The organism is Streptomyces stoeckheimensis (assembly GCF_045822005.1).
GTDB lineage: Bacteria > Actinomycetota > Actinomycetes > Streptomycetales > Streptomycetaceae > Streptomyces > Streptomyces stoeckheimensis.
Window position 1 is genome coordinate 8,892,190 of sequence record NZ_CP169550.1, and the last position, 19,966, is coordinate 8,912,155.

Genomic DNA, 19,966 nt, shown 5'->3' on the forward strand with positions numbered 1-19,966 from the left:
GGAGAGACCCCTCATGGAGCTGAACGCATCCACCAGGAGAGAGTTCTGGCACGGCGTCCTGGCCGCCGGCAGCGGCTTCGCGCCCCTTCCGCGCTGGAACCCGACGCCGGTCGCGGGCGTGGCCGAGTACGAGACGCGGGTCCCAGCCAGCCAAGCGACGGCATTGCGACGGCTGGCAGACGGCCTGGGGGTGTCGCTGGACTGTGTGCTGCTGACCGCCCACGCGAAGGTGCTGGCAGCGCTGAGCGGTGAACAGGAGATCAGCACCGGTTACGTCGCCGCCTCCGGTGGCCGACCCCTGCCCTGCAGACTGGCGACCGGCCCCGGCTCATGGCGGACCCTGCTGCGGCACACCCACCAGGCCATCGCGCACCTCCTGGCCGACCAGGACTTCCCCGTCGATGACCTCAGGAGCGAACTGGGCCTGACCGAAGCACCCTTCGAGACCGTACTCGACCCCACCGGCATCGGTGGCGACCTCCCTGAAGCAGAGGCTGACGCCAACTCGGCCCCGGACAGCAGCATTCTGGCCGCCGAGACGGCGCTGTGGACGGGCATCGCCCACCACGACGACGGACGGCTGACGCTGCGCCTGCGCTACCGCACCGACGTCCTGGACGCGGACTGCGCCGCCCGGATCGCCGGATACCACCTGACGGCGCTCGGCTTGATCGCCGCGGACCCGGATGCCGATCACACAGGTCAGAGCCTGATGTCGGCCGACGAGCTCCGCTTCCAGCTCCATGGCCTTGCCGGGCCGCGGCGGGATCTGCCCGAGCACCGAGTGCACGAGGTGTTCGAGCAGCGTGTACGGCAGCACCCGGACGCCGTCGCGGCCCAGCACGGCAACCGGAAGTGGACCTACCAGGAGCTGAACGCCCGTGCCAACCGGCTGGCCCGCGCCCTGCGGGCCCAAGGACTCCACCGTGAAGGGGTGGTTGCGGTGGCGATGGAGAGGAACCTGGACTGGCTGGCCGCCGCCCTGGCCGTCTTCAAAGCCGGCGGCGTGTACCTCCCCGTCGAGCCGCACCTGCCGCCCGAACGCATCAAAGCCATGCTGGCCCGTGCCGGATGCACGCTCGTGATCACAGAACCGGCCGCCACCGCCCTCCAGACGGCCGTAGCCTCCCAGCCCGCAGCGGTGCTGCTGTTCGCCGACACCGCCTACGGCCAGGAGCACGCCGGGACTGATCTCGGTATCCACGTCTCACCCGACCAGCTGGCCTACATCTACTTCACCTCCGGCTCGACGGGCGAGCCCAAGGGCGCGATGTGCGAACACCAGGGCATGCTCAACCACCTCTACGCCAAAATCGACGACCTCGACATCGGCGAAGGACAGGTGGTCGCCCAGACCGCGCCGCAGTGTTTCGACATCTCGCTGTGGCAGCTGCTCGCGCCCCTGCTGGCCGGCGGGCAGACCCTGCTGATCGAGCAGGAAACGATCCTCGACGCCGCACGGTTCGTCGACACCGTTGCCCGAGGCCAGGTCACCGTGCTGCAGGTCGTCCCCTCCTACCTCGACGTCGTCGTGTCCCATCTCGAGCAGCACCCCCGGACGCTGCCGCACCTGCGGTACGTGTCGGTCACCGGTGAAGCACTGAAGAAGGAGCTCGCCCAGCGCTGGTTCACCGCCCAGCCCCACATCAAACTCGTCAACGCCTACGGACTGACCGAGACCAGCGACGACACCAACCACGAGGTCATGGACCGTGCACCCGACGCCGACCGGGTCCCGCTGGGCCGGCCCGTCAGCAACGTGCACCTCTACGTCGTCGACGAGCACCTCAACCCGGTGCCGCTCGGCGCGCCCGGCCTGATCGCGTTCTCCGGGGTCTGCGTCGGCCGCGGCTACGTCAACGACCCCGAACGCACCCGGCCGACGTACCTTGCCGATCCACATCGTGCGGGCCAGCGCCTGTACCTCAGCGGCGACGTCGGACGCTGGCGGCCCGACGGCAAGCTGGAGTTCCTCGGCCGCCGCGACAACCAGGTCAAGATCCGCGGATTCCGCATAGAGACCGGCGAGATCGAAAGCACCCTGCTCCGAGCCCCCGGGGTCCGCGACAGCGCCGTGGTGGTCGCCGAACGGCCCGACCACAGCACCCACCTGGTGGCGTTCTACACCGCCCCGCACCCGCTCGAAACCAGCATCCTGCTGGACCGGCTGGGCACGTCACTGCCCGGGTACATGGTCCCCTCGGCCATCCACTGGCAGGAAAGCCTCCCGCTGACCCCCAACAGCAAGATCGACCGGAAGGCCTTGACGGCCCTGGCCGCGCGGCTTCACGCCACCGAGGACGACGTCCAGGCGCCCCGTACGCCCACCGAACAGCGGCTGGCGGCCGCGTGGGCGGGCGTGCTCGGCGTTCCGCAAGGCCGGATCGACCGGCGCGACAACTTCTTCGACCGAGGCGGTACCTCCCTGTCGGCCGTGAAACTCGCCATCACCCTGGACCGCGCCTTGTCCCCGGCGGACGTCATGCGCCACCCCGTCCTCACCGATTTGGCGGGGTTCCTGGACACCGCATCCCACCAGCGCCCCCTCGCACAGCCGGTCTCCCCTTGATCGCCGGCCTCCTCCTCACCACCACGACCGCCACCGAAAGGACAAAGACCATGTCATTGACCAGCTCCGCCCCGATGAGCCCCAGTCCCGTGCTCACCTCCGCATCCGTGCTCCGAGCGGACCTGCACCCGGGCAAGCCCCCGATACTGCATGTTCCGACCCCCGACCAGGCTGATCTGCCGGCCTGGGCAGCAGAGCACCGCCACACCCTGCAGGGCCTCGTGGCCGAGTACGGTGCCGTACTCGTCCGCGGGCTCGGCCTGTGCGACACAGGGCAGGTAGCCTCCGTCTTCGGCCAATTGGCCCCCGCCCTGATGGCCGACGCGGAAGCCTTCGCCCCCCGTCAGACGTACGCCCCCGGCGTGTACTCCTCCACGGCCTGGCCGGCCAACCAGCCCATGTGCATGCACCACGAGCTCAGCTACGCCCACAGCCCTCCCGGTCTGCTGCTGCTCGCCTGCCTGACGGCACCCACCGCGGGCGGAGCCACCGCCCTCGCGGATTCCGCCACCGTCCTGGACGCACTGCCGCCGGAACTCGTCCAGCGGTTCGAACAGCACGGCTGGCTGCTCACCCGCACCTACAACGACGACATCGGCGCCTCCTGGACCGAGGCGTTCGGCACCGACGACCGGGCGGCCGTCGAGAGCTACTGCCGCGCCAACGCCATCGAGTTCGCCTGGCAAGCCGACGGCAGCCTGCGCACCCGCCAGCACCGCCCCGCCGTGGTGCGCCATCCGGCCACCGGCAGGCGCTGCTGGTTCAACCAGATCGCGTTCCTCAACGAGTGGACGCTGGCACCCGAGGTACGCGAGTACCTCCTCGACGTCTACGGCCCCGAAGCCCTGCCGTTCAACACCCGCTTCGGAGACGGCGACCCGGTCGGAGAGGACATGGTCGAGCTGATCAACACGGCCTACGCCGAGCACACCATCCGCGAGCCGTGGCAGTCCGGCGACCTGATGCTCATCGACAACATCCGCACCGCGCACAGCAGGGAACCGTTCGAGCCGCCGCGCGAGGTCCTCGTCGCCATGGCCGCCCCGCAACCCCCGGCCACGTCGTCGGCCTCGGCCTCGGCCCCCGAGGGGAGCACCCGATGACCACGCCCCGTCCCACCGCAGCGCAGTCCCCGATCGCCGTGCCCCCGTTCGCCGTGATCTCTGGAGCCCAGGTCCAGCACACCCTCCAGGGCCAGGAACAGCAGATCATGGAGCTGATCGAGGCCACCTACCATCTCCACGCTGTCGGGGAGTCGGTGAACCCGCCGTCGTACTTCCTGCGCTTCCCCGACCGCCCGACCGCCCGCATCATCGCGCTGCCCGCATCGATCGGCGGACAAGCGCGGGTGGACGGCCTCAAGTGGATCTCCAGTTTCCCCGACAACGTGCAGGCCGGCATCCCCAGGGCATCAGCGGTGCTGATCCTCAACGACCACGACACCGGCTACCCGTTCGCCTGCCTGGAGAGCTCCATCATCAGCGCCACCCGAACGGCCGCGATGGCCGCATCGGCGGCCAACAGTCTCAGCCAAGGCCGCCGCACGCGACCGGCACGCGTCGGCTTCTTCGGAACAGGCCTCATCGCCCGCTACATCCACACCTTCCTGACCGCAACCGGCTGGTCCTTCGACGACATCGGCGTGTACGACGTCTCTGCCGACAGCGCAGCCGGCTTCCGCAGCTACCTGCAAGACACCCCTGCGGACACCCGGATCACCGTGCACGACAACCCCGAGCAGCTGATCCGCTCCAGCGACCTGCTCGTCTTCGCCACGGTCGCCGGCCGGCCGCACGTCACCGACCCGGCATGGTTCGACCACAACCCCCTGGTCCTGCACGTGTCACTGCGCGACCTCGCCCCCGAGATCCTGCTCGCCTCAGCCAACATCGTCGACGACATCGAGCACTGCCTGAAGGCCGACACCTCGCCCCACCTGGCCGAACAGCTCACCGGGAACCGAGACTTCCTCACCGGCACACTGCACGAGGTGACGACCGGCCGCGTGGTACTGCCGCACGACCGGCCGGTGGTGTTCTCACCTTTCGGCCTAGGCGTACTCGACCTCGCCGTCGGCAAACACGTCTACGACGAGGCAGCCCGCACCGGCCGACTGAACGTCATCGACGGCTTCTTCCACGAACTGCGCCGATACGGATAGGCGGGCGTCACGTCGGCTCCCACGGCAGGCTGCGCAGCGGCGAGCTTGATGGGGGCGATGCTGCTCGTGACCGGCTTGGACAGCTTGGCGAGCGCGATGCCACGGTCACCGTGCGGTACGACGTTGATCACATCGAATGTGGTCGTGCCCGCGCCGATCTCCGCGGTGGTCTTCAGCGCAGGCCTGCCCGAGCTCGGCGGTGTAGGTGTAATGCCCCGCGACGGCGGGGGTTGCGACGGCTGCCAGGGCGCCGCCGGCGGGCGCGAGCGCGGAGGCGCCTGCATGGGTCAGGGCCGTGGCCGTCCACCTAGTGCGCAGGCGCATATGAGACAAAGCCTTCCTAGGTAACGCGAGCAGTACGGTCACGGTGGCAGACCGCTGCGCCAGCGCACGCTGCCGGACCCGGGGAACTCTCCCGGGTCCGGCAGCGGAATGCTTCTGTGGCGGGGTGTGGGTCAGGTGAGCTGGAGCATGGTCTTCCAGCTGGTGCCGCCCATCATGGCGACGCCGTCCGTGATGCCGCCCTTGCCGTCGCCCTTGTAGAGGTGGAGGCTGCCGTCGTTCCAGATGGCCATGAGGTCGGCGATACCGTCGCCGCTGAAGTCGCCGGCGGTCATGTGCAGGACCGTGCCCCAGGTGCTGCCGCCGAGCGGGACCGTGACGCCGTCGCCGATCTGCCCGGTGCCGTCACCAGGGTAGAAGTGCAGGGTGCCGTCGTTCCAGACGGCCATGAGGTCGGCGATGCCGTCACCGTTGAAGTCGCCACCGGGCAGCAGCTTCACGGTGCTCCAAGTGTTGCCGCCGGTGTTCACCTTGGTCTCGGACGCGAGCTGGCCGTCGCCCTTGCCCTTGTACAGGTGCAGGGTGCCGTCGTTCCAGACGGCCATGAGGTCGGCGACCCCGTCTCCGGTGAAGTCGCCGGCCGTGAACTGCTTGACGGGTCCCCAACTGCTGGCGCCCTCGGTGACGGTGACTCCGTCGGTCACCTTGCCCTTCCCGTCACCCTTGTACAGGTGCAGGGTGCCGTCGTTCCAGACGGACATGAGGTCGGAGATCCCGTCACCGTTGAAGTCGCCGGCTGCGAGCTGCTTGGCGGTGGCCCAGGTGGTGCCGCCGAGCTGCGCGGTGCTGGTGCCGGCCAGGCCCTTGGCCTTGTCGCCGGGGTAGAGGTAGAGGTTGCCGTCGCCCCAGATCGCCGCGAGGTCGGCAATGCCGTCATTGGTCATGTCGCCCGGGGCGTGGAAGGCGGTCTTGCGGATCCAGTCCTGGAGGCCGTCCGCGCGTGAGGCGATGGCGCCGGTGCGGGTCTCCGTGGCGGGGGTGCCGAGGCAGCCGCCCTGCCAGGACCGGTTGTTGATTCCGGCCAGTTCGCCGTTGCCGTTGACCAGGGGGCCGCCGGTGTCGCCCTTGCAGATGGCGTCGGTGCCCTTGCCGGTGAGAGCCAGCGTCGTGGCGTCCGAAGAGGTGACACCGAACGCGGCGGTGTGCACCTTCGTCTGCACCCAGGCGGTCTTGGTACGGCCGAACCCGGCCGCCGTCACGGCCGCATTCACGGCCGGCTGTGCGGCGGCGACCTTGATGGGGGCGACGCCGGAGACGGGCTTGGACAGCCGGGCCAGCACCACGTCACGGTCGCTGCGCGGCACGATCTTGACCACGTCGAGCGTGGCCGTGCCGATCTTGGCCGTGGTCTTCAGCGCCGGCTTCCCCGCCGCGACCGCTGCGCCGGGGGTCTTCGCGAAGCAGCTCGTCGCGGTCAGGACCCAGTTCGCGTGGACGAGGACGGCGGAGCAGGCGCGGCTGTTGGCCTCGTCGCCGATGTTGAGCTTGGCGGTGTAGGTGTACTGCCCCGCGACGGCGGGGGTTCCGACGGCTGCCAGGGCGCCACCGGCGGGCGCGAGCGCGGAGGCGGCTGCGATGGTCAGGGCCGCGGCCATCCACTTGGTACGCGGAGGTATGTGGAACATGGGTCTTCCTGGTCTTCTGTGAGCTTCTAGGGAACGTGGGCGGCGGGCATCATGGGCCGTCGTGCCGCGGAGGGCCGCAGGGGCGGCCGGCCTTGCGGCTGGGCTCAGCTGGTGACGCGGAGCTCGACGAGGACCGAGGGGGTGCCGGAGTCGCCGGCTTCACCGAACGGCTTGTAGTCGTTGGCGGGCGCGTCGACGACCGTTTCCTGGCCGTCTGCGGTGATCTTGGCCTGGACGGGGTGGGCCTCGGTCCAGATGCCGAACGCGTCGGGAAGCTCGAGGGTGAGCCAGCCCTTGTTGCCGACGACGTCGAAGCAGAAGTTCTTCTGGGCGATGCGGGACTTGACCGTGATGTCGGGGGTCCCGGCGGCGCAGTCGACGAAGACGATGTTGCCGTCGCCGCGCTTGAGGGTGATCTTCTGGTCGGCCAGGATGCGGGCCGCGTCCGGGTAGGAGAAGTCCTCGAGGGCGATCGGCATGTCGGCTGCCGCGACCGCCGCGGGGGCCTGGGGGCCGGCGTGTGCGACGCCGAGGCTCGCGATCCCGGCGACGGCCGCCGCCGCGCCGACGAGACCGGTGAGGAGTGCCTTGCGGGCACGGGATATCGCCACGATTTTCCTTAGTACATGGAGGCGGGAGGTTGCGATACCCCCCGGTAAGTTCGCGTAAGTAAAGCACATGTAAGATCTCTGCAGATTCCCAAGACCTGGCCAGACCTGCCTCTTTGGGGTCATCTCGCTGATCAAAATCGGTCAGATCGGGACTTTTTCAGCAGTCGGCTCAGAGCGCTCCCTCGTCATGCGGGTCGGAGCGTGTCTTTACATGTCCACGCAAAAGCGAAGACATATTCAACGAGGGGGACCGCCGTATGCGACGGCGAACACACATATCGGGAGCCGTGGGCTCCACGGCACCGTCCGGGACGGTGCGGAGAGCGCTCGGCCGCCTCTGCGGCGTTGCCGTGACCGGAGCACTGACCGCGGGCCTGCTGGGTGCGTGGCCGGCTGCCGCCGCGGACGACCTCGACATCGACGGCGGCCTCAAGCCCGCCACCGACCGGGCCTATGTCCTCGCGCTCTGGAACGAGGGCGGCGCGGGCATCAAGCAAGCCGCCCAGCAAGCCCTGCTGGGGTCGGACGAGGACATCAAGAAGTTCCTCGAGGGCAAAGACGCGATCCAGTACGACGACGACTACATCGACGGAAGCCGGATCTTCGGCACGGGGGGACCGGCGGTACGGGCCGCCACGAAGACGGCCCTGAAGGGCACCCCGGAGGAACTGCGCACCTACATGCGCGGCGGCTGGCAGAAGCCTTTGGCCGAGGACCGTGAGGTCGAGGCGTCGCAGGTCATCAACTTCGGTGGCCCGGGGGTCAAGGAGGCGGGCAAGACCGCGCTGAAGGCCGGTCCCGATGCCGTTGCGAAGTTCCTGGAGTCGGGTCAGTACGAGGCGCGGGAGGTCGACAACGAGGTCGAGGTCTCGAAGCTGATCAATTCCGGTGGCGCGAACGTGAAGCTCGCGGGCAAGAACGCCCTGCGGGGGTCGGCGGACGACATCGCGGAGTTCTTGGAGGTGGGGCAGTTCGTCGCCCGCAACCGGGACCAGGAGCACGCGACGATCGCACAGCTGACCGAGCAGGCCAAGCAGGCCGGTATCCAGACGGAAGGGGCGACGAAGAAGGCCGAGGCGGCTGCCGACAAGGCCGTCAGTGCTGCCGAGAACGCCAAGAACGCCGCGCTGAAGGCGGCGAAGGAGACGGAGGCGGCCGGTAAGGACGCCGGCCGGGCCGCCTACAAGTCCAAGCAGGCCGCGCAGTCGGCGCGTGAGGCCGCGTCCGCGGCGCAGCTGGCGATCGGTTCGGCAAATGCCGCGAACCGTGCGGCGCGCACCGCCGCGCTGGCTGCCGCGCAGACCGCGAATGCCGCTTCTTTGGCGGCGACCGCGGCGAACAAGGCCTACAACTCGGCGATCGCCGCGGCCGGCGACGCGAGCAAGGCGGAGGCGGCGAACCGCGCTGCCAAGGATGCGCGCGATGCCGCGCTGCTGACGAGGACGTCGGCCGACGCCGCGCAGAAGGCGGGTGAGGCTTCGCTGGCCGCCGGTCTCGCCGCGGACGGCGCCCGTAATGCGGGTGCCCACGCGAACGCGGCCGCGACCTCGGCGGAGGAGGCCAACCGGCATGCCGAGGCTGCCGGTGTGTTCTCCGCCGAGACCCGCAACGCGGCCGCTGAGGCCCGCCGTCACGCGAACGCTGCGAACCGCGCCGCGAACAACGCCGGGGCACTGGCCCGACGTGCGGCCCAGCAGGCCTTCGACGCCCGGGACGCGGCGCGCTCCGCCGCGAACCACGCGGAGAAGGCGGCCGCGGCCGCCGAGCTCGCCGCGAAGTACGCGGGGAACGCGGCGCAGGCCGCCGCGGATGCCCGCACCTGGGCCGATGCGGCCCGCGTGGCCGCCGAGGCCGCCACGAGGGCGGTGAACACGGCCAAGCAGGTCCACCAGGTCGCTCTCGACGCCGAGAAGGAAGAGCTGGCCTCGCGCGCCGATGCCGCTCTGGAGCGGGCCCGCTCGGAGAAGGAGCAGAGCCAGCGACTGATCACGGCTTCCGCCGAAGTCGCCCGCGACGCCCGCGCCCTGGACACCACGGCCCAGAGTCTGGCCGCCGAAGCGGCCAAGCCGGACGTGAACGTCGCGGCCACCGCCGCCAAGGGCCGCAAGTTCGCCCTGGACGCCTACAACCTCCGCGGCCCGTGGAACCAGGAAGCCGCGGCACGTGCCCTGGGCGGTACGGACACCGAGGTACTCGAATACCTGCGCACCGGGTGGAAGAAGTCCGGGTTGGAGGAGATCCGGGACCGCGTCGTCCAGCTGAGCGTGAGCAGCCCGCACGCATCCGTTCGTGCGGGCGCCACGACGGCTCTGAAGGGTGCCCCCGAGCAGATCGCCGGCTTCTACACCACCGGCCAGTACGCGGTGGGCGCCGACGACCTCGCGGTCGCCGTTTCCAAGGTGAACAACGATGGCGGCACCAGCGTCAAGATGGACGCCAAGGCCGCCCTTGCCGACGGCTCCGGCAAAGCGCTGGCCACCTTCCTGGAGGTCGGCCAGTACGGTGCACGCCTCAGTGACGAAGAAGTCATCGTCTCCGCCCTGGCCAACAAGAAGGACGCGGACGACGGCAGCGAGACCAATGCCGAACTCAGGGCCGCCGCCAAGGCAGCCCTGGCAGGCACACCGGCCAAGCTCCACGAGTTCGTCATCTCGGGCCAGTACGCTGCCGCGCGCAAGGATGATCTGACCGATCACCACCGCTTCCAGATCAGCCGGATGCTCTCCGAGGGAGAGATCATCGCGGCCAACGCCCAGGCGTCCCGCTGGCGTGCCGCCGAAGCCGCAGCCCGCGCCAACCAGGCCGAGGCCGACGCGAAGAAGTGGGCCGCCGAGGCCGACAAGTCCGTCGTCCTCGCCAACGGCTACGCGGCCGACGCCCAGAAGTCCGCCGCCGCGGCCACCAAGAGCGCGGACCGGGCCAAGGCCTCCGCCGTCACCGCACGCAACGCGGCCAACAACGCCAACAACGCCGCCGACGCCGCCGAGGCATCCGCCGCCCAGGCCGCCTTCTCCGCGAACTACGCCCGGCAGTCGGCCAGGCAGGCCGACGAGTCCGCTGCTCGCGCGCGCGACTCCGCGGTCGCGGCCGGCAAGAGCAAGGGCGAGGCAGAGACCGCCGCGGCCCAGGCATGGACCGACGTCAAGGTGAAGCGCGAGGCGGAGCTCGCCGAAGCGCAGCGCAAGGCCGAGGAGCTGCGCAAGCAGCAGGCAGAGGCGGAGAAGAACAAGAAGAAGCCCTGCATCATCCCGTACAACCGGGACCACCTGCCGCCGTGCGCGCTGAACCGGGACGACTTCGAGATCGTGATCGGCAAGCCCGACGCGGAACTCGCCAAGCTCCTGGGCAAGGTCGCGTGGGAGCTGTCCGGCGCCGCCGACATCGAGAAGTGCATCAAGGACCCGTCCCTCGGCGGCTGCGTCATGGCCGCGGCCGGAGTCCTGCCGGTCGGCAAGATCAAGATCGCCGGAAAGATCTACGACGGCATCGAGAGCGTCGCCAAGGCGTCCAAGTACGCCAAGCTCCCTCCGTGTGTGAAGCACAGCTTCCCGGCCGGAACCCGCGTGCTCATGGGCGACCGGACCACGCGGCCGATCGAGCAGCTCAGGATCGGTGACCAGGTCCTCGCCACCGACCCCGAGACCGGGGTCACCGGCCCGCGCCGGGTCGACGCCACGATCTACACCCCGGACGACCGCGAATTCACCGACATCACCCTCAGCGGGAACAGCGGCGGCGGTCGGCTCACCACGACAGACCACCACCCCTTCTGGTCCCAGAGTGGCCGGACGTGGAAAAATGCGGCCGACCTCACCCCGCAGGACACCCTCCGCACCCCCGATGCCGGTGCGGCGCAGATCGGCAAGGTGCGGCACTGGACGGGTCTCCAGCCCGCCTACAACCTCACCGTCAACGACCTCCACACGTACTATGTGATGGCGGGCAGGGCAGCCGTCCTCGTTCACAACACCCCGTGTGATGTGATCATCGACGAAGGCAAGTGGGATTACTTCTTCGGGCGGGTCAACTCCAGCCTGAAGAACGCGGAGCGGTCAGCTCAGAATGCGTACCAGTTGGAGTCGATCGGTATCCGCGACAACGAAGCAGGGCGTCAGATTCTGACCGAGCTCTTCGACGAAGCGAAGCGAAGCGGTGTCGTCGAAGGCTACGTGAACCCGAAGAATGGTCTGACGAACCTTCGAACTGAATCGCTCCTCTACGGGCCGAAGGGAGCTCTCCTGGTGCGCGCCAATTTCGAAGTAACCGATGCCGGTATCCGGCTCACCACGATGATCCCCATCGGGGGCAGGGGCTATGGGAAGTAGGGTCATGGACATTCCAGACGATGCGGAGTTCATTGAAATCCTGGGGTCCGCCCCCGCACCGATGGAGCATGACCCGGACATCTGGCGGGTCGACACCCCCATCGGTGACGAACAGTTCGTCACTTTGACCTTCGATATCGGAGCCGGATCGGTCCGGCTGGTTAAAGGGTCGGAAACAAAGTACGAAATCGAGATCTACCGGGAAGAGGTGGATCGGATCATGCTGTACTCGGGGAACGGGGAGCGTGGAATTATCGTAGAATCCCGTGTTCCCGGCTTCAGGTGTGAGCTTCGTGCGGTGGTCTACCCGGAATTCCAGCTGACGGACCCCATGCTGTACGTGGGCTGACACAGCTGGTCCAGAAATAAGGGGACGCCCTGTCCGCGCCGTGCGGACAGGGCGTCCCCTGGGTCTTTCCTGCGGTATGTGGTGGACGCCGCGGGCATCGCGCGGCACGGCGACGAGCGGGCCTGCCGGCCCCGATGTGTGCCGGAGACCGGACCGCGCGCCAGGCCGCGTCCCGCGCACTGCCCGGGGCGTGACCCCATGATCGCCTGACAGGTTCTTCAAAGGTTCTTCATCACCCCGCCCTACGGTCGTGTCCGACCCGAGGTGAGGAGTGGAAGAACCCATGAGGACGAACCGGTTGCTGATGGCGACGCTCGCGGCGCCGGTCCTGGCGTTCGCGCTGGCCGGCTGCGGAAGTGGGAACGACGCGAAGGAAATCCCGACGGCCGGCGACAGCACCTCGTCGCACGCCGCCTCGCAGGCCGGCGAGGCGAACACCGGCGGGAGCGGCGGGCAGGGCGGCGCGCAGGGCGAGGTCGCCGCGTACGTGGACGCCCAGCGCAAGTGGGTCGGGTGCATGCGTCAGAACGGTGTCGACCTGCAGGACCCCGATGCCAAGGGCCAGGTCGAGATGGGCGACGTCGGCGCGCTGAAGAAGGACCCGAAGTTCCTGACCGCCTCCGAGAAGTGCGCCGACCTCAGGGTGACCGTGCCCAAGGCGGTGGAGCGGCTGCTGCGCCCCAAGCTCACCCCCGAGCAGGTCAAGACCCAGCGCGACTACGCCGACTGCATGCAGAAGAACGGCGCCCCCGACTTCCCCGACCCGGGCCCGGACGGCTATGCCGAGGACGACAACTCGGGCAAGGCGATGTGGGACCAGAACTCGGCCGGCGCCAAGCAGGCCACCCGCGCCTGCGCCTCGATCATCGGCGACCCGGTCGGCACCGGCCCGGGCAAGGGTTGAGACCAGGGGCTCGAGCGGGGGGTGAGGGTCGGGAGTGAGGAGGGGCGGAGTATGGACAGGACTTCGGACATGACGGATCTGGACCCGGCGGAGCCGGAGCTGACAGAGCCGGAGCTGACAGAGCCCGAGCCGAGAGAGCCGGAAGATGCGGTCGAGGCGGTGGCGGAGGGGATCGCCGCCCCGGCCGTCGGCGCCGGCCGCGGTCGCACCGTCCTCGTGGCGGGCGCAGTCGTACTCGTCGCGGCGGTGGCGGTCGTCGGCGCCCTCGGCCTCGGCGGCGGGGCCGAGAGCCCCGGCGCCCCGGCCCGCTCGGGATCCACTGTCCAGGTGACCAAGGAGAACCTGGTCGAACGGACCCAGGTGGAAGGCCAGTTGGGTTACGGAGCCGAGATACCGCTGCCGGTCAAGGCGACCGGCACGGTCACCTGGCTCCCGGAGCCCGGTACGACCGTCGAGCGCGGCGGCGACCTGCTCCGCGTGGACGACCGTCCCGTGGTGCTGCTGTACGGTGCGCTGCCGATGTTCCGCGAACTGGGCCTGGGCCAGGAGACGCCGACGACGGTGACGCCGACGCCGACGACAACGCAGGGGAGCGGTCGGGGAGGGGACGGCTCGGGCGGCAGTACGGCATCGAGCGGAGGCTCGGGCAAGGGCGGAGGCACGGGTACGGGCACGGGTACGACTACGGGCACTGGTACGGGCTCGGCCGCCGGCCCCGCCTCCGCTTCCGGCGCCCCCACCCGCCCCCTCCGCGGCATGGACGTCATGCAGTTCGAGCGGAACCTCGCCGCGCTCGGCTACACCGGCTTCACCGTGGACGAGGAGTTCACCACCGGCACCGCCACGGCGGTCAAGCGCTGGCAGAAGTCACTGGGCCTGCCCCAGACCGGCCGGGTCGGCATCGGTGACGTCATCTACTCCACCGGCCAGGTCCGGATCGGCCACGCCGCCGTCCGGCTCGGCTCCGCGGTCGGCGAGAACGCGCTCACGCACACCGGCACGGCCCGGAAGATCGTGATCAACGCCTCCGCGCAGGAGGCGTCCTGGGCGGTCCGCGGAACCGCGGTCACGGTCACGCTGCCCGACGGGCGCGAAGCCCCGGGCGAGGTGGCGTCAGTGGGCACCAGCGCGACCGCGGGTTCCGACAGCGGCGGTGGAGGCGGCGGGGAAGAGGGCGGGGGACAGGGCGCCGGCTCCGATGCGGCGCGCGCGACCGTCCCGGTGACCGTCGTCATCGCCGACCAAGAGGCCCTGGGCCGCCTGGAGAGCGGCCCGGTGGGCGTCTCGTACGTGGGGAAGGAGCGCCGAGGCGTCCTCGCCGTCCCGGTCGCCGCGCTCGTTGCGCTCGCCGAGGGCGGCCACGGTCTGGAGACCACCGACGGCGCGTTCGTAGCGGTGCAGACGGGTCTGTTCGCCAACGGCAAGGTGGAGGTCTCCGGGCCCGCCGTGCGCGAGGGCCTGAAGGTGAGGGTCCCCGAGTGAGCGCGGTACACCCCGAGGACCGCCCGGAGACCCGTAAGGAGATCCGTAAGGAGATCAGTCCCGGGGTCCTCCCCGAAGTTGTGCGCTTCGACGCGGTTTCCAAGACGTACCCGGGCGGGGTCGCGGCGGTTCGGGACGTCAGCCTGACCATCGGACGCGGCGAATTCATCGCGATCGTCGGCCCGTCGGGCTCCGGCAAGTCCAGCGTGCTCAACCTGATGGGCAGCCTGGACCGGCCCACCGCCGGCCGGGTCCTGGTCGACGGCCACGACGTCGCGGCGCTGTCGGACCGCGAGGTCTCGGCGCTGCGGGCGACCCGGATCGGCTTCGTCTTCCAGCAGTTCCACCTGGCGGTCGGCGTGCCCGTCCTGGAAGCGGTGGCCGACGGCCTGCTGTACACGGGCGTCCCGGCGCGCCGCCGCAGGGTGATCGCGGCGGCGGCCCTCGACCGGGTGGGCCTCAGCCACCGCGTCCGCCACCTTCCTCACCAGTTGTCCGGCGGCGAACGCCAGCGGGTGGCCGTGGCGCGGGCGGTGGTCGGCGAGCCGGCGGTCCTGCTCGCCGACGAACCGACCGGAAACCTCGACTCGGCCTCCGGCGCCGCCGTACTCGCCCTGCTGCGCGAACTGCACACGGCCGGCACGACCGTAGTGATCATCACCCATGACCGTGAGATCGCCGCCGCGCTCCCGCGCCGCATCGAGATGCGCGACGGCCGCGTGGTCGCGGACTCGGGGCGGGCCCACTCGGCCACCGCTCCCGCCCCGGATCCGGTTCCGGCGCCCACCCCGCACGTCCCGCCCGCCCGGCCCACCCCGCATGTCCCGCCCGCCCCCTACCGCCCGGACGCCGACCTCCGTACCGACACCCACACGCCCTCAGAGGCGCACGCGCCCTCCGGCCCGCTCGCGCCCCTCAGCCCCGAGGCGACCCCATGACCCTCCTCCCCCCTCCGGCCCGGCGCAGTGGCCCGCGGCTGCGGGCCGCACGCCTCCACCCCGCCGACGTCGTGCGGCTCGGCAGCACCGGGCTGCGGACCCGCCCGCTGCGGGTGTTCCTGTCCGCGCTCGGGATCGCCATCGGGGTCGCCGCCATGATCGCCGTGGTCGGGATCTCCGGGTCCGGGCAGGCCGAGGTGGACCGGCGGCTCGACGCGCTCGGGACCAATCTCCTGCGGGTCACACCGGGCAGCCGGCTCGGGGGCGGCACGACGCGGCTGCCGCAGGAGGCGACCGCCATGATGGGGCGGATCCCGCCCGTGCAGCGTGTCGCCGCCACCGGCTCGACCGATGCCCACGTCTACCGCAACGAGCGGATCGCCGTCGGCCGCACCGGCTCGCTCACCGTGCTCGCCGCCGGGCGCGAGCTGCTCCCCGTGGTCGGCGGGCGGCTCGGCCGGGGCCGCTGGCTGGATGCCACGACCGAGCAGTACCCGGCCGTGGTCCTCGGCGCGACCGCCGCCCAGCGCCTCGACGTGCACACCCCGGGTACCCGGGTGTGGCTGGGCGGCCACTGGTTCTCGCTGGTCGGCGTCCTCGACCCGGTCCCGCTGGCCCCCGAGCTGGACGGGGCCGCACTCGTCGGCTGGCCGGCCGCACGCACGTACCTGCGCTTCGACGGCCACCCGTCCACCGTCTACGTAAGGGCCGAGGACCGGCAGGTCGCGGCCGTACGGTCGGTGCTCGCGGCCACCGCCAACCCCGCGGCCTCGGGAGAGGTGCAGGTCTCCCGCCCCTCCGACGCGCTCGCGGCCCGCGAGGCCACCGAGTCCGCGCTGACCGGACTGCTGCTCGGCCTCGGCGGGGTGGCGCTCCTCGTCGGCGGGGTCGGGGTCGGCAACACCATGGTCATCTCCGTCCTGGAGCGCCGTCCCGAGATCGGCCTGCGTCGCGCGCTCGGCGCGACCAAGGGCCAGATCCGGATCCAGTTCGTGACCGAGTCCCTGCTGCTCTCGCTGCTCGGCGGCCTCGGCGGCACGGTCCTCGGAACGCTGATCACGGCCGCGTACGCGCTCTCGCGGGGCTGGCCGACGGTGGTGCCGGTGTGGGCGACGGGCACGGGCGTCGCCGCGACGCTGGTGATCGGGATGATCGCGGGGCTCTATCCGGCGGTACGGGCCAGCAGGCTCGCCCCGACAGAGGCTCTGTCCGGCACCTGACCTCTGTTCCAGGACCGCCCGACCCGCCCCGCCCGGCCACGGAAGCCGCCCGTCGCGACCCCGCCCTCGTACGAATCCCGCCCCACCGTCACGCGGAACGTCCCGCCCTGGTGCGGAATCCGCCCCACCTCGGTCCGGAAGCGGCCAACATGCCCCGGGAACCGTCTGTCGTCCCGACTCCGCCCTCGGCCGCCCGGAATGGACGGGTCCTGCGAAGCGGATGGTTCCCTTCTCGCCCCGGGGTGCCGGGCATTGCCCCAACCGGAATTCCGCAGAGAATTGGCCACTATGGCCGGACTACTTCTGTGGAGTCCGGAATGGTGCGTACCGGCCATTTCTGAAAAGTGACCGGGCTCGTCGGAGGGCATTGAACAAAGCGCGCCTCACGGCAACTCTTCTTCCTGTACCCGAACGAACTGTCCCGCCCGGCGCTCAAGCTCGGCGGGAAATCCACGAGTTCAGGGAGACCAAATGAATCTTCGGACAAAGGTCGCCGCGGCGGCCATCGGCGTCATCGCAGCCACCGGTGGCCTGGTCCTGCCCGCCACGGCCGTTGCCGCGCCCACCGGCGCGACCGCGTGCAGCTCTCCTGGCTGGAGCATCAAGGACGGCAGGACCGGCAACACCACGTCCAACGCGGTGAACATCCGCTCCGGTTCTTCCACCGGCTGCACCGCCCTCGGCCAGGCCCAGATCGGCCATGCCCTGCGCTACGACTGCTACGTGAGCGGCGAGAACGGCACCTGGTCGCACATCTACGACTACGCGACCGGGTACCAGGGCTGGATCAAGGACAGCCTGCTGAGCGGCAACGGGGCCAGCGTCTACTGCTGAGCCCGTTCCCCGGCCCACCGGTGACCGGTCCACGGACCACGTGACCCGGTCCCCTGGTCACGTGGTCCGTCGCGTGACCGGGGGACCGATCGGGTTACGGGGTCGTACCGCCCCGCACGGGCAGCGCGACCGTGAAGACCGTTCCCGCCCCCACCTCGCTCTCGACCTCGATCCCGCCCTGGTGGTCCGCCACGATCTGACGGGCGATCGAGAGGCCGAGCCCGCTGCCGCCGGTGGCCCGGCCGCGCGCCGCGTCCGCCCGCCAGAACCGGTCGAACAGGTGGGGCAGATCGGTCGCCGGGATTCCGCTGCCGGTGTCCCGCACCGCGATGTGTGCCAGCCCGTCCCGTTCGGTCACCTCGATCCGTACGCTGCCTCCCGGAGCCGTATGCCGCACCGCGTTGCCCACAAGGTTGCTGAGCGCCTGCCGCAGCCGCCCCGGATCGCCGTACAGCCGTACCGGCACCGGCGGGACCGCCGCCGAGAGCTCCACCCCGGCCGCCGCGGCCATGGCGCCGTGCGCCGTACGGCACGCCTCGGCCAGCACGCGCGCGTCGACGCTCGCGCGGTGGTACGTGAGGACGCCGGCCTCCGCGAGTGCCAAGTCCTGCAGGTCGTCCACGATCCGCTGTTGGAGCAGCACCTCCTCGTGGAGCGAGTCGAGCAGTTCGGGGTCGGCCGTCAGGACCTCGTCGCGAAGGGCCTCCAGATAGCCGCGCAGATTGGCCAGCGGCGTGCGCAGTTCGTGCGCGATGTCGCCGACCATGCGCCGCTGCCGCTCCTCGCTGGCCTGGAGCGAGCCCGCCATGCGATTGAAGGAGCGCCCGAGCTCGGCGATCTCGTCCTTTCCGGCCTCCGGTACCCGGCGTGCCAGATCACCCTCGCCGAGTCCGCGGGAGGCGGCGGTCAGCGCCCGGACCGGCCGGAGCACCGTCCGGCTCAGCAGCAGCGCCCCCAGGGCGGCCGCGGCGGCCACGGCGACGGCGACGGCGACGGTAGGGCCGACGGCCAGCGAGCGCCCGGTGCCGTCGAGCGCGCCGAGCCGGACGGTGAGCGGCTGTGGGGCGACCTTCGCGGTCCGCTCGGCGAACAGCCGGCGCAGGCAGTCCGTGCGCGCGGCTCCCTCCTGACGGCCGCAGGCGGCGTCGATGGCGGCGCCGCTCTCGCGCAGCTCGGCGGGGTCGCCGGCGGCAGCCGGCGGGGTGCAGGCCCCGCTGCTCTCGGCCGGGCCCGTGCCCGCGTCCGCGTAGTCGGGTACGCCGAGGGCGCCGACACTCATGGTGACGGCCCGGCCGGCCCGGGTCAGACAGCCCGCGTACGTCACGCTCCGCGTGTACCGGTCGATGGCCGCCGCCGTCATCTTGGGCTGCGAGGGGACGAATCCGCCGCCGGGGAAGACCGGTTCGGGGCGCGGATCGACGAACAGCGGGGCCGCAGTGCCGCCGGCCCTGGGCTCGCGGCCGAGCAGCACGTCGGAGTCGGCGAGCTGGGCGCCGCTCGCGTCGGTGATCCGGATCCGCTGCCCGGTGTCCCGCGCGAGTGCCTGCACGGTCCCGCCGACCCCGTCCCAGGTCCCGTGCCCCAGCGCGTACTGCCTCAGCGCCTCGGTGATCCCCGCGACGACCTGCCGATCGGCTGCGGCCGACTCCCTCACCTGCCGGGTGACCTGTGCGAGCGTCAGCCAGGCGGTCGCTGCGGTCGCGGTGACCACGACGAGGAGGAAGAGCGCGAACACGCGGACCCGGAAGCTCACGCGCCCGCCCCCGTGCCGTCGGCGAGCCGGTACCCCCGCCCGTACACCGTCTCGAGCAGCCGCGGCCGCGCAGGGTCCGTCTCCAACTTCCGCCGCAGGTTCATCACATGGGCGTCGACCGTCCGTTCCAGGACGCCCCGGTCCAGGCTGAAGACGTGGTCGATGAGCTGGGCCCGGGTGAAGACCCGTCCCGGTTCGCGGGCGAGGACCTCCAGGAGGGCGAACTCCTTGGCGGTGAGCATCACCGGCCGCCCGGCGACATGCACTTCGAAGCGTACGGGGTCCAGTTCGAGGGCGCCGACCCGCAACGGGCCCGGCCTGGCGGCGCCCGCGCCACCGGTGTGGGACCGGCGGAGGAGCGCCCGGACCCGGGCGGTGAGCTCGCGCGGGCTGTAGGGCTTGGTGAGGTAGTCGTCGGCGCCGAGGTCGAGGCCGAGGAGCAGGTCCTCCTCGGTGCTCCGGGCGGTGAGCAGCAGGATGGGGACCTCGGAGCCCTCGGACCGCAGAATGCGGCACACGTCGAGCCCGTCGACGTACGGCAGCATCACGTCCAGGACGATGAGATCCGGCCGGTTGGCCCGCGCGTTTTCCAGCGCACTCCGTCCGTCGGCCACGACCTGGACCGCGTTTCCCTCCCGCTCCAGATAGATCCGGACGAGCCGTGACTGCTTTTCGTCGTCCTCGGCGACCAGAATGCGTGCACTCACCGATTTCCCCCACCCCGGACCAGGAATTCACTCAGAAGGCGACGGGGCAACGTTATTACACGGCGTCGGCAGCGGTAACACCGACGGCTCACCGAAAGCCTGGAGTTGATCCGGGCCAGTGGACATCGGGTTTCACGCGATGAGTG

Annotated in this window: 14 protein-coding genes; 10 read left to right on the plus strand and 4 right to left on the minus strand. The window is 70.7% G+C overall.

Annotated elements, in window-relative coordinates; all coding sequences use genetic code 11:
• Positions 1 to 13 precede the first annotated feature (13 nt).
• The 3 genes from ACE1OC_RS40320 (at position 14) to sbnB (ending at position 4,730) form a co-directional block, all read left to right on the plus strand.
• A complete protein-coding gene (locus tag ACE1OC_RS40320; protein ID WP_407841241.1) occupies positions 14 to 2,569 on the plus strand; it encodes a non-ribosomal peptide synthetase in 2,556 nt (851 codons plus the stop codon).
• Between the two features lie 74 nt (positions 2,570 to 2,643).
• Positions 2,644 to 3,672, plus strand: a complete 1,029-nt coding sequence (locus ACE1OC_RS40325) for a TauD/TfdA family dioxygenase (protein WP_407841838.1) — start codon at positions 2,644 to 2,646, stop codon at positions 3,670 to 3,672.
• Positions 3,669 to 4,730 (plus strand): 2,3-diaminopropionate biosynthesis protein SbnB, encoded by a 1,062-nt coding sequence (sbnB, locus tag ACE1OC_RS40330; RefSeq protein ID WP_407841242.1) that lies wholly within the window; start codon positions 3,669 to 3,671, stop codon positions 4,728 to 4,730. The genes ACE1OC_RS40325 and sbnB overlap by 4 nt, the downstream gene beginning before the upstream one ends.
• A gap of 455 nt (positions 4,731 to 5,185) precedes the next feature.
• Here sbnB and ACE1OC_RS40335 read toward each other — a convergent pair whose 3' ends face one another.
• Both ACE1OC_RS40335 and ACE1OC_RS40340 read right to left on the minus strand, forming a co-directional pair.
• A complete protein-coding gene (locus ACE1OC_RS40335) occupies positions 5,186 to 6,697 on the minus strand; it encodes an FG-GAP-like repeat-containing protein (RefSeq protein ID WP_407841243.1) in 1,512 nt (503 codons plus the stop codon).
• A gap of 104 nt (positions 6,698 to 6,801) precedes the next feature.
• Positions 6,802 to 7,308: a hypothetical protein gene (locus ACE1OC_RS40340; RefSeq protein ID WP_407841244.1), complete on the minus strand. Its 507-nt coding sequence runs from the start codon at positions 7,306 to 7,308 to the stop codon at positions 6,802 to 6,804.
• Between the two features lie 350 nt (positions 7,309 to 7,658).
• On the opposite strand from ACE1OC_RS40340, the gene ACE1OC_RS40345 reads away from it, so the two are divergent.
• The 7 genes from ACE1OC_RS40345 to ACE1OC_RS40375 all read left to right on the plus strand — a co-directional run bounded on the left by ACE1OC_RS40345 (position 7,659) and on the right by ACE1OC_RS40375 (position 17,360).
• Positions 7,659 to 11,633: a polymorphic toxin-type HINT domain-containing protein gene (locus tag ACE1OC_RS40345; RefSeq protein WP_407841245.1), complete on the plus strand. Its 3,975-nt coding sequence runs from the start codon at positions 7,659 to 7,661 to the stop codon at positions 11,631 to 11,633.
• Between the two features lie 4 nt (positions 11,634 to 11,637).
• A complete protein-coding gene (locus ACE1OC_RS40350) occupies positions 11,638 to 11,982 on the plus strand; it encodes a hypothetical protein (protein WP_407841246.1) in 345 nt (114 codons plus the stop codon).
• A gap of 283 nt (positions 11,983 to 12,265) precedes the next feature.
• The gene (locus ACE1OC_RS40355) at positions 12,266 to 12,886 is read left to right on the plus strand and encodes a hypothetical protein (RefSeq protein WP_407841247.1); all 621 of its coding nucleotides are present in this window, start codon (positions 12,266 to 12,268) and stop codon (positions 12,884 to 12,886) included.
• 51 nt (positions 12,887 to 12,937) lie between these two features.
• Positions 12,938 to 14,368, plus strand: a complete 1,431-nt coding sequence (locus tag ACE1OC_RS40360; protein ID WP_407841248.1) for a peptidoglycan-binding protein — start codon at positions 12,938 to 12,940, stop codon at positions 14,366 to 14,368.
• 53 nt (positions 14,369 to 14,421) lie between these two features.
• Complete coding sequence (locus ACE1OC_RS40365) at positions 14,422 to 15,306, plus strand: ABC transporter ATP-binding protein (RefSeq protein WP_407841839.1); 885 nt, start codon at positions 14,422 to 14,424, stop codon at positions 15,304 to 15,306.
• On the plus strand, positions 15,303 to 16,526 hold the full coding sequence (locus ACE1OC_RS40370; protein WP_407841249.1) for an ABC transporter permease: 1,224 nt from the start codon (positions 15,303 to 15,305) through the stop codon (positions 16,524 to 16,526). The genes ACE1OC_RS40365 and ACE1OC_RS40370 overlap by 4 nt, the downstream gene beginning before the upstream one ends.
• A 471-nt stretch (positions 16,527 to 16,997) precedes the next feature.
• Positions 16,998 to 17,360: an SH3 domain-containing protein gene (locus ACE1OC_RS40375; RefSeq protein ID WP_407841250.1), complete on the plus strand. Its 363-nt coding sequence runs from the start codon at positions 16,998 to 17,000 to the stop codon at positions 17,358 to 17,360.
• Positions 17,361 to 17,454: 94 nt separating this feature from the next.
• Here the strand turns inward: ACE1OC_RS40375 and ACE1OC_RS40380 are convergent, their stop codons facing one another.
• Together ACE1OC_RS40380 and ACE1OC_RS40385 are read right to left on the minus strand one after the other, a co-directional pair.
• Positions 17,455 to 19,113 (minus strand): sensor histidine kinase, encoded by a 1,659-nt coding sequence (locus tag ACE1OC_RS40380; protein ID WP_407841251.1) that lies wholly within the window; start codon positions 19,111 to 19,113, stop codon positions 17,455 to 17,457.
• Positions 19,110 to 19,820 carry a response regulator transcription factor gene (locus ACE1OC_RS40385; RefSeq protein WP_407841252.1) on the minus strand — a complete coding sequence of 237 codons (711 nt, stop codon included), beginning with the start codon at positions 19,818 to 19,820 and terminating at the stop codon, positions 19,110 to 19,112. The genes ACE1OC_RS40380 and ACE1OC_RS40385 overlap by 4 nt, the downstream gene beginning before the upstream one ends.
• Positions 19,821 to 19,966: the final 146 nt, after the last annotated feature.

Excerpts from the sequence above, each read along its gene's own strand:
- ACE1OC_RS40320 (WP_407841241.1), top strand. The coding sequence starts at position 14 with ATGGAGCTGAACGCATCCACCAGGAGAGAGTTCTGGCACGGCGTCCTG.
- ACE1OC_RS40325 (WP_407841838.1), top strand. The coding sequence starts at position 2,644 with ATGAGCCCCAGTCCCGTGCTCACCTCCGCATCCGTGCTCCGAGCGGAC.
- sbnB (WP_407841242.1), top strand. The coding sequence starts at position 3,669 with ATGACCACGCCCCGTCCCACCGCAGCGCAGTCCCCGATCGCCGTGCCC.
- ACE1OC_RS40335 (WP_407841243.1), bottom strand. The coding sequence starts at position 6,697 with ATGTTCCACATACCTCCGCGTACCAAGTGGATGGCCGCGGCCCTGACC.
- ACE1OC_RS40350 (WP_407841246.1), top strand. The coding sequence starts at position 11,638 with ATGGACATTCCAGACGATGCGGAGTTCATTGAAATCCTGGGGTCCGCC.
- ACE1OC_RS40355 (WP_407841247.1), top strand. The coding sequence starts at position 12,266 with ATGAGGACGAACCGGTTGCTGATGGCGACGCTCGCGGCGCCGGTCCTG.
- ACE1OC_RS40360 (WP_407841248.1), top strand. The coding sequence starts at position 12,938 with ATGGACAGGACTTCGGACATGACGGATCTGGACCCGGCGGAGCCGGAG.
- ACE1OC_RS40370 (WP_407841249.1), top strand. The coding sequence starts at position 15,303 with ATGACCCTCCTCCCCCCTCCGGCCCGGCGCAGTGGCCCGCGGCTGCGG.
- ACE1OC_RS40375 (WP_407841250.1), top strand. The coding sequence starts at position 16,998 with ATGAATCTTCGGACAAAGGTCGCCGCGGCGGCCATCGGCGTCATCGCA.